This window comes from Stomatohabitans albus (assembly GCF_036336025.1).
GTDB classification, from domain to species: Bacteria; Actinomycetota; Nitriliruptoria; order Euzebyales; family Euzebyaceae; genus Stomatohabitans; species Stomatohabitans albus.
Window position 1 is genome coordinate 1,036,089 of record NZ_JAYKKE010000001.1, and the last position, 16,130, is coordinate 1,052,218.

General features: G+C 52.3%; 13 protein-coding genes and 1 pseudogene. 10 read left to right on the plus strand and 4 right to left on the minus strand.

Going from position 1 to position 16,130, the window contains the following annotated elements; translation table 11 throughout:
* Nucleotides 1-10 precede the first annotated feature (10 nt).
* The gene (orn, locus tag VCU37_RS04720) at nt 11-604 is read left to right on the plus strand and encodes an oligoribonuclease (protein WP_336249459.1); all 594 of its coding nucleotides are present in this window, start codon (nt 11-13) and stop codon (nt 602-604) included.
* Between the two features lie 25 nt (nt 605-629).
* On the opposite strand, the gene ilvD is transcribed toward orn, so the two are convergent.
* The gene (gene ilvD / locus VCU37_RS04725; RefSeq protein WP_336249460.1) at nt 630-2,480 is read right to left on the minus strand and encodes a dihydroxy-acid dehydratase; all 1,851 of its coding nucleotides are present in this window, start codon (nt 2,478-2,480) and stop codon (nt 630-632) included.
* 267 nt (nt 2,481-2,747) lie between these two features.
* Between ilvD and ilvB the strand changes: the two genes are divergently transcribed.
* The 8 genes from ilvB (at nt 2,748) to cimA (ending at nt 12,459) form a co-directional block, all read left to right on the plus strand.
* Nucleotides 2,748-4,502, plus strand: coding sequence for a biosynthetic-type acetolactate synthase large subunit (ilvB, locus tag VCU37_RS04730; protein ID WP_336249461.1), 1,755 nt, complete (start codon nt 2,748-2,750; stop codon nt 4,500-4,502).
* Between the two features lie 9 nt (nt 4,503-4,511).
* Nucleotides 4,512-5,066 carry an acetolactate synthase small subunit gene (gene ilvN, locus VCU37_RS04735; protein WP_336249462.1) on the plus strand — a complete coding sequence of 185 codons (555 nt, stop codon included), beginning with the start codon at nt 4,512-4,514 and terminating at the stop codon, nt 5,064-5,066.
* Nucleotides 5,067-5,101: 35 nt separating this feature from the next.
* Nucleotides 5,102-6,112, plus strand: coding sequence for a ketol-acid reductoisomerase (gene ilvC, locus VCU37_RS04740; protein ID WP_336249463.1), 1,011 nt, complete (start codon nt 5,102-5,104; stop codon nt 6,110-6,112).
* Between the two features lie 34 nt (nt 6,113-6,146).
* Entirely contained in the window at nt 6,147-7,700 is a 1,554-nt protein-coding gene (locus VCU37_RS04745) for a 2-isopropylmalate synthase (RefSeq protein ID WP_336249464.1), read from the plus strand.
* Between the two features lie 51 nt (nt 7,701-7,751).
* Nucleotides 7,752-9,164: a 3-isopropylmalate dehydratase large subunit gene (leuC, locus tag VCU37_RS04750; RefSeq protein WP_336249465.1), complete on the plus strand. Its 1,413-nt coding sequence runs from the start codon at nt 7,752-7,754 to the stop codon at nt 9,162-9,164.
* A gap of 22 nt (nt 9,165-9,186) precedes the next feature.
* Nucleotides 9,187-9,801: a 3-isopropylmalate dehydratase small subunit gene (leuD, locus tag VCU37_RS04755; protein ID WP_336249466.1), complete on the plus strand. Its 615-nt coding sequence runs from the start codon at nt 9,187-9,189 to the stop codon at nt 9,799-9,801.
* Nucleotides 9,798-10,829 carry a 3-isopropylmalate dehydrogenase gene (locus tag VCU37_RS04760; protein WP_336249467.1) on the plus strand — a complete coding sequence of 344 codons (1,032 nt, stop codon included), beginning with the start codon at nt 9,798-9,800 and terminating at the stop codon, nt 10,827-10,829. Before leuD ends, VCU37_RS04760 begins: the two co-directional genes overlap by 4 nt.
* Before the next feature lie 73 nt (nt 10,830-10,902).
* Nucleotides 10,903-12,459, plus strand: coding sequence for a citramalate synthase (gene cimA / locus VCU37_RS04765; protein WP_336249468.1), 1,557 nt, complete (start codon nt 10,903-10,905; stop codon nt 12,457-12,459).
* Nucleotides 12,460-12,583: 124 nt separating this feature from the next.
* Here cimA and VCU37_RS04770 read toward each other — a convergent pair whose 3' ends face one another.
* Nucleotides 12,584-13,048, minus strand: a complete 465-nt coding sequence (locus tag VCU37_RS04770) for a YbhB/YbcL family Raf kinase inhibitor-like protein (protein WP_336249469.1) — start codon at nt 13,046-13,048, stop codon at nt 12,584-12,586.
* A gap of 82 nt (nt 13,049-13,130) precedes the next feature.
* Nucleotides 13,131-14,363 (minus strand): dicarboxylate/amino acid:cation symporter, encoded by a 1,233-nt coding sequence (locus VCU37_RS04775; protein ID WP_336249470.1) that lies wholly within the window; start codon nt 14,361-14,363, stop codon nt 13,131-13,133.
* A gap of 1,147 nt (nt 14,364-15,510) precedes the next feature.
* Here VCU37_RS04775 and VCU37_RS04780 point away from each other — a divergent pair.
* The gene (locus tag VCU37_RS04780) at nt 15,511-15,912 is read left to right on the plus strand and encodes a hypothetical protein (protein ID WP_336249471.1); all 402 of its coding nucleotides are present in this window, start codon (nt 15,511-15,513) and stop codon (nt 15,910-15,912) included.
* An 11-nt stretch (nt 15,913-15,923) separates the two neighbouring features.
* Here VCU37_RS04780 and VCU37_RS04785 read toward each other — a convergent pair.
* Nucleotides 15,924-16,130 (minus strand): annotated as a pseudogene (locus VCU37_RS04785) (hypothetical protein); the annotation flags it as partial.

Consider the following 16,130-nt stretch of genomic DNA (forward strand, 5'->3'; position numbering starts at 1 on the left):
ATTGGTACCCATGGCTGAACAACCTCAATCCGAAACGACCGCTCCTACTCAATTAGAAGGCCCGCTCGTTTGGGTTGATTTAGAGATGACCGGGCTAGAGCCTGACACCGATGTGATTCTAGAAATTGCCATCATCGTGACTGACGGCAAGCTCGATCAGATTATTGAAGGGCCCAACCTTGTTATCCACGCGTCTGATGAGTTGCTCGACAACATGCCTCAAATTGTGGTGGATATGCATGAAGCCAGTGGCTTAACTGATCGGGTACGCGCAAGCACGTTGACTGTTGAAGAAGCCGAATCCCAGGTTATGGAATGGCTGCTTCAATACGTACCCGACCCCAATGTGGCCCCGCTTGCAGGTAATAGCGTGCACTCAGACCGTGCATTTATGAAAAAATATATGCCCACGCTAGAAAAACATGTGCACTACCGCAACGTTGACGTATCCACGATTAAAGAACTGGTGAAGCGTTGGGCACCCGAGATTGCTGAGCAAGAGCCCGAGAAGGTAGGCAACCATCGAGCTCTCGGTGACATTCGTGACTCTATCGACCAGTTACAGTTCTATCGTCAGCGCGTGTTCATTGAGGCCGTTCAGTAATTCCATATCGGCCCCGTTGCAGAGCCTATTCAAATCGGCTGACATCACGAACTGCGCCTTTATCGGCACTCGTGGCCATAAGGGCGTAAGCCTTTAACGCCGCACTAACATTGCGGGGTCGGGCGTGGCGGGGGGTATAGGCCTTTGAACCACGAGCTTCTTGTGCGTCACGGCGTTGTGCGATCACCTCATCAGAGACTAAGAGATTGATCGATCGATTCGGAATATCAATCTCAATTTCATCACCGTCTTCAACCAGGGCGATCAAGCCACCAGCGGCGGCTTCGGGTGACGCGTGACCAATACTCAATCCACTTGTACCACCACTAAATCGACCATCAGTGAGGAGAGCACAAGCCTTCCCTAAACCGACACTCTTGAGGTAGGAGGTGGGGTACAGCATCTCTTGCATACCTGGGCCTCCGCGTGGCCCTTCATAACGGATGACCACCACATCACCAGCTTTGACCTTGCGGTTCAAAATACCTTCAACGGCGCTGTCCTGGCTTTCATACACCACTGCCGTACCCGTGAATTGCAAACTGCCTTCATCAACCCCTGCCGTTTTCACGATGCAACCATCTTCGGCGATATTGCCAAAGAGAACGGCCAGGCCACCATCAGGTGACCATGCATGGGCAAGGTCACGGATACAGCCGTTTGCCCGATCGGTATCAAGAGTATCCCAACGTTCTTCTTGGCTGAACGGCTGGGTGGTTCGCCGGTTGCCGGGAGCGGCGAGATAGCCCGTTTTGATCTGGTCACTGATGTCAGCCATCACGTCGTACGTATCAAGCACGTGGGCAAGGTTGTCTCCGGCAACCGTAGTAACGCTGGTATCTAAAAGTCCGGCACGGTTAAGCTCACCAAGAATCCCGATCACTCCGCCAGCACGATGGACATCTTCCATATGGAATTGATTGGTACTCGGGGCGACCTTGCACAGGTGGGGAACCTTGCGGCTCAGCCGGTCGATATCTGCCATGGTGAAGGGCACCTCGGCTTCACGTGCAGCGGCTAATAAGTGCAGCACCGTATTTGATGACCCTCCCATTGCAATATCAAGGGCCATCGCATTTTCAAAGGCTGCCATCGTGGCGATGGACCGTGGCAACACGGTGTCGTTCTCTTCGAGGTAATACATACGGCAGAGGTCAACGATTCGCTTGCCTGCCTTAACAAACAACTCGCGCCGGTCTGCATGTGTCGCCAACAGAGACCCGTTCATGGGGAGAGAAAGGCCCATCGCCTCAGTCAAACAGTTCATAGAGTTTGCGGTAAACATTCCAGAACATGACCCACAGGTCGGACAGGCTGCGGCCTCCATCGCCGATAAGTCCTCATCGGAAACGGAGTCATCTGCCCCGGCGATCATCGCATCAACGAGGTCAAGGCGAGCGGTCGTGCCACCGACGATGCCTTTACCCGCTTCCATCGGCCCACCAGAAACAAATATGGCAGGAATATTTAACCGGAGAGCTGCCATCAACATGCCAGGAGTGATCTTGTCACAGTTCGAGATACACACCAGCGCATCGGCACAATGGGCGTTGGCCATATATTCAACACTGTCAGCAATGAGGTCACGGCTAGGTAAGGAGTACAACATGCCGTCGTGGCCCATAGCGATCCCATCATCAACGGCAATAGTGTTAAATTCTTTGGCTACTCCACCGGCCTCAACAATCGCTTCGGACACAAGTGCGCCCATATTGCGCAAATGAACATGGCCGGGAACAAACTGCGTGAAGGAATTAGCGACCGCAATAATTGGCTTACCGAAATCCCCGTCAACCATTCCTGTTGCACGCCATAGCGCGCGAGCGCCTGCCATTTTCCGTCCACTTGTTGACGTTGCTGATCGCAATTGGGGCACGGGTATTCCTCCTGTCAGAGATTTAGAAGACACCAGTTTGCACGTTTTTGTTGACATCGGGTCAAACTCATGTCATTACTGGTGGTCATGTTCAACAAGTCCGTCGCCCTAATTATTGGCCTGCTGGTTATTACCAACAGGTCGTGTTTGGCTGTGGACGAATTGTAAGAACAATTGCCTTACGCACGACCTACCGAATTGCCGGGAGGTCGTTTTTTTATTCCAATAATCCCGATCGATCCGATTCCTTCGACAGAGGAGACCCCAATGACGATGACCGCCGCACAAGTGCTCATGCGCTCGCTCGAACATGCCGGCGTAGATGTAGTATTCGGTCATCCAGGTGGTGCCATTCTCGCCGCCTACGACTCGGTATATGACAGCCCCATCCGTCACATACTTGCTCGACACGAACAGTGTGCTGGGCATATGGCCTCAGGATATGCCCATGCAACTGGTCGAGTGGGGGTTGCCATTGCAACAAGCGGTCCAGGAGCAACCAACCTCGTGACCGCATTGGGAGACGCAATGATGGACAGTGTGCCGATGGTTGCCATTACCGGACAGGTTGCCCGTGCTTCGGTGGGTAACGATGCCTTTCAAGAGGCTGATATGACCGGTATTACTCACCCGGTGACCAAACACAATGAGTTGGTTATCGACCCTGAACGGACAGCGGAAGCGGTTGCCGAAGCATTTCACATTGCAGGTACCGGGAGAAAAGGGCCGGTCGCATTAGATTTCCCCAAAGATGTATTGGCTGCCACGGTCCCCTCATTCCGTTGGCCTAAACAGCTTAATCTTCCGGGGTACAAACCCACCTTAAGCGGGCATAAAGGGATGGTTAAGCAAGCATCCAAAGAAATCGTGCGGGCCAAACGCCCGGTCTTGTATGTCGGTGGTGGTGCCGTTGCGGCAGGGGCACAAGATGAAGTAATGCGCTTGGCTGAAACCTACCAAATCCCTGTTGTCACTACCCTCATGGCGCGTGGATTAATGCCTGAGTCGCACTCCTTATGTATGGGAATGCCTGGTATGCATGGACATTGGACTGCTATTCAGGCCATCCAGGAATCAGACCTCTTAATTGCCATTGGCACCCGATTTGATGATCGTGTAACGGGGTTGGTCAGTGCATTTGCTCCTCATGCCCGTGTCATTCACATTGATATTGATCCCGCTGAGATCGGCAAGATTCGTATGGCTGAAGTCCCTATCGTCGGTGATGCGAAAGTGGTGCTCAACCAACTCCTCGAACGGATGGAAAAAGACAAAGTTGTTATCCAGACCAAAGAATGGATTACCACACTGCATGAGTGGCAACGTGAGCATCCACTTATTAATGAACAAGAACCCGGTGGACCGTTAACGCCACAAACCGTGTTGAAGGTACTTGACGAGTTGCGTGATGAAGACTCAATCATCACGGCAGGAGTCGGTCAACATCAGATGTGGGCTGCGCAATGGCTTGATTGGAAACGCCCCCGCACATGGATTAATTCAGGTGGTGCCGGCACGATGGGATATGCCGTTCCGGCCGCAATCGGTGCGAAAGCAGGATGCCCAGATCGTCAAGTCATCGCCATTGATGGGGATGGGTCCTTTCAGATGACGAGTCAAGAACTGGCAACGGCCACCACCGAGCAATTACCCATCTGTGTGGTTGTATTGAATAACGGGGTGCTGGGGATGGTTCGCCAGTGGCAAGAGTTGTTCTATAACAAACGATATAGCCAGACAGACTTAACGCGAACCAGCCCAGATTTAGTGAAATTAGCTGAAGCCTACGGGGGAGTAGGATTCAGAATTACCAACGAAGAAGAAGTACGTGACGTATTGGAACAAGCCTTCGCTATCCGCGACAAGTTGGTCATCGTCGATGTTTGGATTGACCCTGATGCGAAGGTATTTCCGATGGTGCCAGTTGGTCAATCAAACTCCAACGTCATAGAGAGTGCTGCTGAGTGGTACGCCTCAGAAGCGGCCAAAGCCGCTACGTCATCAAATATCGCACCAAGCTAGGAGCTCCCCATGTCCCAACGCACCACTCCCTTCCATACGCTCAGTGTGCTGGTTGAAGATAAACCGGGCATCTTAGCTAAAGTCGTCGGACTGTTTAGCCGCCGTGGATTCAATATTTTGAGCCTTGCCGTAGGTAATACCCACAGCCCTGGCTTTAGTCGCATCACAATTGTTGTTCGTGCCGAACGTCACTCCATCGACCAAGTGATGAAACAGTTACACAAGCTGATCAACACCCACAAAGTGATGGAGCTTTATCCCAATGACAGTGTTGAACGTATTTTGGCGATGATCAAAGTACGAACCGGCAGCGCCTCCGAACGGGCCGATGTGCTCCAGGTTGTTGATATCTTCCGTTCGAGGACGGTTGATGTTGGCCCTCATTCCCTCACGATCGAAGCCACTGGCACCCGTTCCAAGATTGATGCGCTCCTTGAAATGTTACGTCCCTACGGCGTGATCGAAATGGTGCAGTCCGGTGCGATCACGATCGGCCGTGGCAGTGAGACGATCACTGAGCGCCTGTCTATTCAAGAGCGTCGCGCCCGCGAACAACAGTACTAATTCAATGTATATAAACGGTTATTAAAGGAGAATCTATGTCTCACTCACCAGCAACGATGTATTACGCCAAGGATGCAAACCCGGATGTCTTTAAGGGGCGGACGGTAGCGGTGCTTGGCTACGGGAGCCAAGGCCATGCCCACGCGGGCAACTTAGCTGATTCCGGTGTGAACGTTCTCGTTGGGTTACGTGAAGGTTCCGCAAGCCGCGCCGAGGCTGAAGCAGCCGGTCATGAAGTCACAACAGTTGCCGATGCCGCTAAACGAGCTGACATCATTATGGTGCTCCTGCCCGATGAGGTTCAGCCAAAGGTGTTCAAGGAAGAGATCGAACCTGGGTTGAACGCTGGTGATGCGTTGCTGTTTGCCCATGGCTTCAATGTGCACTTTGGACAAATCGTCGCCCCCGAAGGGGTGGATGTTGCGATGATCGCACCAAAGGGCCCTGGCCATCTTGTTCGCCGTGTCTTTACCCAAGGTGGCGGTGTACCGGCGCTCTTTGCGGTGCACGTGGACGCAACTGGTAAGGCGCGTGACATTGCGATGGCATGGGCATCCCATGTGGGTGGTGGTCGTGCTGGCATGTTAGAAACAACCTTCCGTGAAGAAACAGAGACGGATCTTTTCGGTGAACAGGCCGTCCTTTGTGGTGGCGCGATGCAACTCGTTAAGAGCGGATTCGAAGTCCTTGTTGACGCGGGGTATCAGCCTGAGATTGCCTATTTTGAATGCCTGCATGAGCTGAAACTCATCGTTGACCTCATGTACGAAGGCGGCATGGCCAAGATGCGGCATTCGATTTCTGACACCGCTGAGTACGGTGATTATGTCTCGGGGCCGCGTGTTATTGATGAATATGTGAAAGAGGAAATGCGCGGTGTGCTTGCCGATATCCAAGACGGCACATTTGCCCGTAACTGGATTTTGGAAAATCAAGCGGGACGCCCCGGTTATGCCGCACTGAAGCGGATAAATGCGGAACATCAGATCGAACAAGTCGGTGAACGGTTGCGCGCCCAAATGACTTGGTTAAACGACAACAAGTAATTCCAACACCTAATCCAACAGACAAGGGATGACCATGGCACACGTCACCATTTTTGATACGACGTTACGAGACGGAGAACAAAGCCCCGGCATCAGCCTCGATCCGAGCGAGAAACTTGAAATTGCGCACCAACTAGCCCGGCTCGGCGTTGATGTGATTGAGGCTGGTTTTCCCGTCGCCAGTGACGGTGATTTCCTCGGCGTGCAGCAAATTGCAAAAGAAGTAGGCAACCTCCCCAACGCGCCAGTCATTTGTGGTCTTGCACGAGCCACCGAGGGTGACGTGCGTCGATGTGCAGAGGCCATTGCACCTGCGGCAACGAGTCGTCTCCACGTTTTTATTTCAACGTCAGATATCCACCGCCAGGAGATGCTAAAGGGTGCGAGCGAGGCTGACATCATTGCCTTGACGACCGAGATGGTCAGCCTGGCAACAACCCTTGCTGACCAAGTGGAGTTCAGCGCACAGGATGCAACCCGAACTGAAACAGGGTTCTTAAAAGAAGTCCTTAAAGCTGCCGTAGATGCGGGTGCTCACACGATCAATGTGCCTGACACCGTTGGCTTTACAATGCCAAGTGAATATGGCGATTTGATTGAAGAGATTGTCGCCTTGGCTGGTGACGCGGTGGTAAGTGTGCACTGCCACAACGACCTTGGTTTAGCGGTGGCCAATAGCCTTGAAGCGGTACGGCGTGGTGCTGGCCAAATTGAAGTCGCCATCAATGGTATCGGGGAGCGAGCAGGGAACTGCTCACTTGAAGAAGTCGTGATGGGTATGACCGTTCGCCATGACCTGATTGGGAAAGACACCCGAATCAATACCAAGGAGATCGGGCGTACTTCTAAGCTGGTTGCCCAGCTGACTGGCTACCCCGTTCAATACAACAAGGCGGTGGTTGGCCGTAACGCCTTTGCCCATGAAAGTGGTATTCACCAGCACGGTGTCCTCGCCAACCGAGCAACCTATGAGATTATGACGGCTGAAGACCTTGGTCTTGTCGGGGCACAGCTCATCTTGGGTAAGCATTCAGGGCGCCATGCCTTTGTTCAAGCGTTACGTGATTTGGGTATCACCTTAGATGAAGCACGTGTGGACGATGCCTTCGCCCAGTTCAAAGCCGTTGCGGACCGCAAACGTGAAGTGACGGCGGACGATCTTGAAGCGATTGTGGTTGATACTGCCGATGTTGGCAGTGAGGTGTGGACGATTGAAATGGCACAGATGATGGGTGGGATTGCCACTGCACCTACCGCCACGGTTCGTGTCCGTCATGTTGCCGAAGACCGAGCGGTAACCGAAGCGGCAGTTGGTGACGGCATGATTGATGCGATCTGTCGGGCTATTAGCCGAGCTTGCGGCGTTGACGATGCCCACCTTGAAGATTTTCGTGTGTCATCCATCACCGCTGGCCGTGATGCCCTTGGCGATGTGACCGTCACGATTCGTCGAGACGGGACAACCTACACCGGCCGTGGATTGTCAACCGATGTCGTTGAAGCAACCGGGCGTGCTTGGCTCGAAGCGTTGAACCGATCAGAACGACTTCGTGATGCACGTAAAGGTCGCACACACTCGAACTTTTAACGATTAAAGACGTTTTTCCGGATTAAACCGGTTTCTGACTAGAGGAGCACTATGCCTAATCCCAAGACGCTTGCCCAGAAAATCTGGGATCGCCATGTCGTTCATTCCGCTTCTGATGGGCCTGACTTGTTGTATATCGATTTGCACTTACTCCATGAGGTCACCAGTCCACAAGCATTTGAAGGACTCCGGCTTGCAGGCCGAACGGTTCGTCGCCCTGATTTGAGTTTGGCCACGATGGACCACAATGTGCCAACGACGAATCGGTCCTTACCTATTGCCGATGATTTGAGTCGTCAGCAAATGGATGTGTTGTCACAAAACTGCAAGGCAGCAGGGATTCCAGTCTTTTCGATGTTTAGTCGGGCTCAAGGCATTGTGCACATGATCGGCCCTGAACTCGGCGTCACACAACCGGGAATGACCATAGTGTGCGGTGATTCACACACCGCTACTCACGGCGCCTTTGGGGCATTGGCCTTTGGAATTGGAACAAGTGAGATTGAACACGTCCTGGCCACCCAGACCCTCGTACAAAACCGGCCCAAAGACATGGCGATTGAAGTGGTGGGTGAGTTGCCACCAGGTACAAGCGCCAAAGACCTTATTTTAGGCATCATCGGACAGATCGGTGTGGATGGCGGTATCGGACACATCATCGAATATCGCGGGGATGCGATACGCAACCTCTCCATGGAAGAACGCATGACGATTTGCAATATGACCATTGAAGGTGGTGGTCGTGCGGGGATGATTGCACCCGACCAAACAACCTTTGACTGGGTGAAGGGGCGCATGTGTGCGCCAAGTGATGATCAGTGGGACCAGGCCGTTTCAAGCTGGCGTGAACTGTACACCGATGAGGGTGCCACCTTTGACACGGTCATTCACTTTGACGCATCTACCCTCGAACCCACGGTCACCTGGGGTACCACACCCTCGATGAGTGTGTCCGTAAGTGCGAATGTACCCCGCCCAGAGGAAACAGCTTCTCCAGAACAAACGCGTCGGTCCTTGGAGTATATGGGGCTGAACGGTGGTGAACGGATCACCGATATCAAGCTCGACCGGATTTTCATTGGCTCATGTACCAATGGTCGTATCAGTGATTTACGTACCGCCGCAGCCATCTTGAAAGGCAAGCGGATTGCGGACAATATCCGGCACGCGATGGTTGTCCCCGGTTCCTATAAGGTCAAGGTACAAGCTGAAGAAGAAGGGTTGGACAAGATCTTTATTGATGCCGGCTTTGAATGGCGCGAACCAGGTTGTTCCATGTGTTTGGGAATGAATCCTGACCAACTCTCACCACAAGAACGTTGCGCAAGCACATCAAACCGAAACTTTGAAGGGCGTCAAGGTAAGGATGGGCGAACCCACTTGGTGAGCCCAGCAATGGCGGCAAGTGCGGCGATTGCCGGCCATTTTGTTGATGCCCGCGACGTCACCCCGTCCACGCTCTAGCACCTGGACTGAAGGAGAAACGATGGAAAAAGTTACCGTAATTACTGGTCACATGGTGCCTATGGGGCGGAACGATGTGGATACCGATCAAATCATGCCCAAACAACACTTAAAACGAATTGAGCGGACAGGGTTCGGTGAGTTCGTCTTTAGTGATTGGCGTGCAGAGGAGGACTTTGTACTCAATGATCCGGCGTATGCCGATGCCAACGTGCTGTTAAGCGGGGTGAACTTTGGGTCAGGTTCAAGCCGTGAACACGCCCCTTGGGGGTTGCAGCAGTACGGTTTTGACGCAGTTGTAGCCGAGAGTTTCGCCGATATTTTTCGGTCAAATTGTGCCAAAATCGGCCTTGTCTGTGTGCAGGTAGATCGGGCCACAATGGAGCGGCTCATGCAGATCGCTACCGATGATCCCACCACGACGATTGAAATTGACCTTCCCAACCAAACCCTTACCGCTGGGGACGTGCGCGTTCATTTTGACTTTGAAGAACATGCCAAGTTCATGTTGGTCAATGGGCTGGACGACATCGGCCTGTCCCTAGAAAAGGACGCCGACATTAGCGCCTTTGAGGCAAAACGCCCAGCCTTTATGCCAGTAACTCAACCTGCTCACGCATTGGTGGCGAACCGATGAATAGATACACACTGGCCATCGTCGGTGGCGACGGGATTGGACCTGAAGTCACGGCAGAGGCATTGAAGGTCCTTGATGTTGTACAAGAACGCTTTGAGTTTTCCACGGAGCGGGTTGACTACGATCTGGGCGGTCGGTCATGGAAACGCACCGGCGAAGTCCTTCCAGCAAGTGTGCAAGAGGAGTTATCACAGGTTGATGCGATTCTCCTCGGCGCGGTTGGTACACCAGAGATACCTCCAGGTGTGTTAGAGCGTGGGTTGCTCTTGAAACTGCGGTTTGATTTTGACCAGTATGTGAACTTGCGGCCCGTTAAGTTGGCACCTGGTGTGCCTACGCCAATTGCGGGGCTTGAAACCTGTGATTTGGTCGTCGTTAGAGAAAATACCGAAGGGTTATACACGGGTGCAGGTGGGGTATTAGCAAAACACACTCCACGTGAGGTTGCCACCCAAGAAAGTTTGAATACCCGTAGTGGGATAGACCGTGTGCTTCGCTATGCCTTTGAAACGGCCAGTGCTCGAGACAACCGATTGACGTTGTGCCATAAAACAAATGTGTTGACCTTTGCCGGGGACTTATGGATGCGGGCCTTTACTGAGATGGGTGAAACGGAGTTCCCACAGGTGAGTCGTGACTATGTCCATGTTGACGCGATGTGCCTTTATCTCGTTACCGATCCAGGCCGCTTTGATGTGGTGGTTACGGATAATATTTTTGGCGATATCATCACCGACCTTGGGGCTGCCGTCCAAGGGGGCATGGGGCTTGCCGCGAGTGGCAACTTGAACCCAACGAATACCTACCCATCTATGTTTGAACCTGTCCACGGTTCAGCACCTGATATTGCAGGCAAGGGAATCGCAAACCCTGTGGCGAGTGTGCTCAGTTTGGCCATGTGTTTGAACCATCTGGGTGAGCGGGAGGCTGCAACCGCCGTTGAGAATGCTGCATTGGCTGTCTTAGGCCAAGGCGTAAACGGTCAACGAACCAGTGACATTGGTGAGCGCATCATTGCTGCGCTGTGATGGCCACCTCAGGCTGGGAGAGGATAAAACCCAGCAATAAACAAGTCATTCCATGAAAATCAAAGGATTAGTCATGATCGAGCTCTATGACACAACCCTCCGTGACGGAACACAACAAGAGGGGATTAGCCTGACGGTAGCCGACAAGTTAGCCGTTGCTCAGATTATTGATTCCCTTGGGTTCACATGGATTGAAGGTGGATGGCCGGGCGCCAACCCTAAAGATACGGAGTTTTTTGCCGCAGTTGCAAACGGAGACATTCAACTGAATCACGCAGGGTTGGTCGCCTTTGGGATGACCCGTCGCCCAGGGATACAAGCTGCGAATGATGACCTATTGAATGCGTTGCTGGAAGCGAAAACTGAGGCCATCACACTTGTTGGCAAAAGCGATATCAAACACGTCATAGAAGCTATCGGGACGACCGCCCAAGAGAATATAGACATGGTTGCCTCATCGGTGGCCTATCTCGTAGGCGAGGGGCGGCGGGTATTGCTTGATGCCGAACATTTTTTTGATGGGTATCACCGTGATAGGGAATACGCCCTTGATGTTCTCAGCGCAGCTATCGAGGCAGGGGCGGCCGGCGTCGTGCTATGCGATACGAACGGTGGTTCGTTGCCAACTGAGATAGATGCCATCGTGAAGGATGTTCGCCCACTGGTTGGAGACGATCGTATCTTAGGGATTCATGCCCATGACGATACGGGTTGTGCGGTTGCGAATAGTTTGCTTGCGATTGACGCAGGGGCAAACCATGTCCAAGCCACTATGAATGGGATAGGTGAGCGTACTGGTAACGCCAATATGTGTTCTATCCTGCCCAATTTGGCGATTAAGCAAGGGCTAGATGTCGTTGATCGAGATCTGCTCCAGCATTTGACATTATCGGCTCATCAAGTTGCTGAAATAATGAACCTCAATCTCAGTTCAAAAGCGCCGTGGGTAGGTGGATCTGCCTTTGCCCACAAAGCTGGGTTGCACGCCAGTGCACTCCAGAAGAATCCAGACCTCTACCAACATACGGATCCGGGGTTAGTCGGAAATCAACTACGCATGTTGGTGAGTGAACTGGCTGGTCGTTCAAATGTCCTCATGAAGGGTGACGAGCTTGGACTTGATATGAATAAGGAGACAGCCAATAAGGTATTAGCCAGAGTCAAGGACTTGGAACACAAGGGATATTCGTTTGAGGCAGCCGATGCGTCCTTTGAACTTCTTGTGCGCCGTGAGAACGGTGAACAAATCGGCCCCTTCGAGTTAGAAAGCTGGCGAACCCTCGTTGAACACCGCGAAGACGGAAAGGTTGTGGCTGAAGCCACTATAAAAGTCCACGTGAACGGTGAACGTCTCATTGGCACAGCCGAAGGGAACGGTCCTGTTGACGCCCTCGACCACGCCTTCAGAGTTGCCGTTGGTCAACGTATTGATCTTTCGCATCTCGCACTGACCGACTATAAGGTGCGCATTATTGATCCGGCATCGGCCACCCAAGCAATCACCCGCGTTTCGATTGATGCCACTGATGGGGCTAGGGAGTTCACTACCGTTGGTGTTGGCACAAACATCATTGAGGCGTCCTGGCAGGCACTTGTTGATACCTATGAGTTTCACCATTTAGCCAGTTGAGTTATCTACCCTTTCCAGGAGGAAGGCCGCGGCCTATACGATGCCTACGGCCTTCCGCTATATCTCAATAATGCAGCCTCAATGCGGCCCTTGGTGCAAGCATTTGTCTGCATATGCAGACAAGCTATTCATGGCGTTCGTAGGTACCACAAATACGTGCTTGGTCGATAACATTCCCCGCGTACTCACGCATAAACTCGTCACGGGTCGGTTCGCCTTCAACCTTCCTATCTAAGGCGTAAATCTCAAAGAAATAGTGGTGCGTGCCGTGACCAGGTGGGGGATAAGGGCCCAAGTACGCATGATCACCCGTCTCATTAGGGCCAGTTCTCGCTGTTGCAAGGACTTCCGGTGTCAATTCACTCACATCTGTGGGGATACCATACGCTGTCCAGTGGACAAACCCGTAGGTCCAAGGTGCATCGGGATCATGCATGATGACCGCAAGTTCCACAGCATCTGAAGGAACTCCAGCGACAACCAGACGGGGAATGTCATCGTTACCTTCATGTGTAAACCGCTTTTCGATGGGTTGGCCGTGAGCGAGGTCTGGGCTGGACAACGTGATGGACTTTAAGTTAGGTCCCATAGTTCCTCCTTAGCAGGTAATGCCTTGGAGCCTAAAAGGAATAGGAGGCCTGTTTCAAACAAACCTCCGATGAAAATGTCATTTATTGTGTTGAAACGGTCGTTACCGGAGGTTCGGCATCGTGCGTTTCTGTGTTACCACCGATGAGGCGATCGCCAATGGTTTCAACAATTTTTGAAATGGCCATATCCCCGGTCACGTTTGTCGCAGTTCCGAAACTGTCTTGAGCCAAATACAGCGCAATCATCAGCGCGATCATGGTGTCATCAAAGCCCAACATGCTTTGCAATAGGCCGATCGCAGTCACGACAGCACCTCCTGGCACACCAGGTGCAGCTACCATCATTACTCCCAGCCCTAGAATCACAGGGAAGAACCGAATAGCAGATGGTTCGTGCCCTTCGGCCATCGTGAGCACTGCAATGGCACAGCTTGTGACCGTGATCATTGAACCTGATAAGTGAATGTTGGCGTTGAGTGGGATCGCAAAGTCGGCGATATTTGGGCGTAACCCGGCTTTTTTGGCTTGGCGTAGCGTCACAGGGATGGTTGCGGCACTGGACTGGGTACCAATCGCAGTGAAGTATGCCGGCAGCATCGTTTTAATCATGCTGAGTGGATTTGTGCGCGAAATCGTGCCAGCCACAAGGTATTGGGTAGCTAGTGCCACCACATGTAAGAGCAGCACCATTAGTAGCACCTTGCCAAAAACCGAAAAAATTGTGGCAACGTGACCGGCATAGGCCATATTGGCAAAGACCCCTGCGACGTGAATGGGTAGCAACGGAATAATGACGTGGTTCAAGAGTCCCTGAATAATCGTCTTGAAATCTTCCGTGAGGTTTTGAACCGTTTTATCCTTCAACGTGCTCATCCCAATGCCAAAGATAAAGGCCAGTACAAGGGCTGCCGTCACAGTGAATGGTGGATCTAACGCCAACGTCAAGTACGGCTCAACGAGGCCTTCTTCAGGGTTGGTGACGGTTGATAACGCAACATCACCAAGGATGGAAGGGTAAATGGTCAGGGCAGTCGCCATAGCCAGAAGGCCCGCAAGAACGCTCGAGGTGTAGGCGACTCCTACTGCGAGACCAAGCCATTTGCCTGCACCTTGTGTTAACGATCCAATACCTGGTGCGATGAAACCAAAAATGATGAGCGGTATTGCGAATGACAAGAGCGCACCGAATAGGGATGTAAAGGTAGCGAATACTCGAACAGGTGTGTCAAATCCTGCACTCGCTGAGACAACGCCAATGAGTGCGCCGGCGATGATACCAACAAGCAGGCGTAGCAGTAGTGGGACACGGGACATGAGTTCTTCTCCAGCAGGAAAGGCCGAGCAAACAAAGTGCTCAGGTGATGATTGTGAAAACGGACCACGCTGTCCGGTGTGCTATCACCGTAGCTAATTGGTCAATACACGTCCATAGTTTGTACGAGCTGAAGCTGAACTCACCCGCACTAAACGGGAAGTATCTGCACAACAGCTTGCTTGCCCCAGGCATTGGCCATATGGCGGGGGTGCTACACCGACATTTTATATCTGTAGTTTTCTCGTTACAGAATGAATCATTCCACTATGTAATCAACTGGACACTATTCGCATTCTTCTGTCTTGAGTGTCTGGAATCCTTCTCGCAATTGAAGGGGCCTTTGATTAGAACGTTAATTGGGGAATATTGGGTAAATTTGGATAAGAATATAACCTCGGAACTCACTGAAATATCTATGTAGAGGTGAACGAATTTCACCATATATAGCACTTTTGTGACCGAAAGATTACTACAAGTGATATTTGATTTGCAATCGGTGATAGTTTTGCAAAGCCTCGAAATGGGGTACCAAATAACTTTGGCTTCTCGAGAGATGTGCCAATCTTGGTGTATGTTTGCCTTTCGTTTACTCCAATGTAAATGAAAGGTAATGAAAAAAGGCCATATGTAATGCAAATGTAAAATGGAAAGGTCTCAAATGCATTACGAAAACGGTCTCCTTTACCATTACTATGTGTAAAGAACGGGATATCGCGTTCGTGTTGTTATAACAAGGCGAAACTCTTGCCGAAGAGTTCAACCGTTAGGAGTGAGAGAACTCATGATTAAACAATTTTGTGTGGCAGCCTTTGCAGCAGTAGCTGTCTTTGGCACCGCTGGGCTTCCAGCTGCCGCATCCACCTACAACGTAGGTGATGAATCTACCGATTATGTGGACAACGGGTACAGCAATCCGGTCGATGACGATTACATGGAGGGTCTGGAAGACGCTCAGTTTGTAACCTACGGTCATCGTGGCTACTACCCGATGAACCCGCGTCACTACAAGCCGCATAAGCCGCGTTGGCATAAGCCCCACTATCCGGGCGGTTGTGGCTGGTACGTCCCGAAGTGTGGCCATAAGCCGAAGCCGCACAAGCCGTGGTACCCGAAGCCGCATAAGCCCAAGCCGAAGCCGCACAAGCCGTGGAAGCCGTGGAAGCCGAAGCCACACAAGCCGTGGAAGCCGAAGCCGCACAAGCCGTGGAAGCCGAAGCCGCACGAGCCGTGGAAGCCGATGCCGTGGGATCCATGGGAACCCCAGGAACCCCAGGAACCATGGGAACCACAAGAGCCACAGCCAAAGCCAAAGCCGAAGCCAAAGCCGAAGCCGAAGCCGAAGCCAAAGCCGCACGAGCCGTGGAAGCCGATGCCGTGGGATCCATGGGAACCACAGGAACCCCAGGAGCCATGGGAACCACAAGAACCCCAGGAACCATGGGAACCACAAGAACCCCAGGAGCCATGGGAACCACAAGAACCCCAGGAACCATGGGAACCACAAGAGCCACAGCCGAAGCCAAAGCCGAAGCCGACGAAGACTCCTAAGCCGATTCCGACTAAGAGTCCAAAGCCAAAGCCAAAGCCGACGAAGACTCCAAAGCCGATTCCAACTCAGGAACCGCAGGAGCCTCAGAAGCCGCAGCCGATTCCAACCAAGAATCCGCAGCCAAAGCCGACGAAGACTCCAAAGCCGATTCCAACTCAGGAACCGCAGGAGCCTCAGAAGCCGCAGCCGATTCCAACCAAGAATCCGCAGCCAAAGC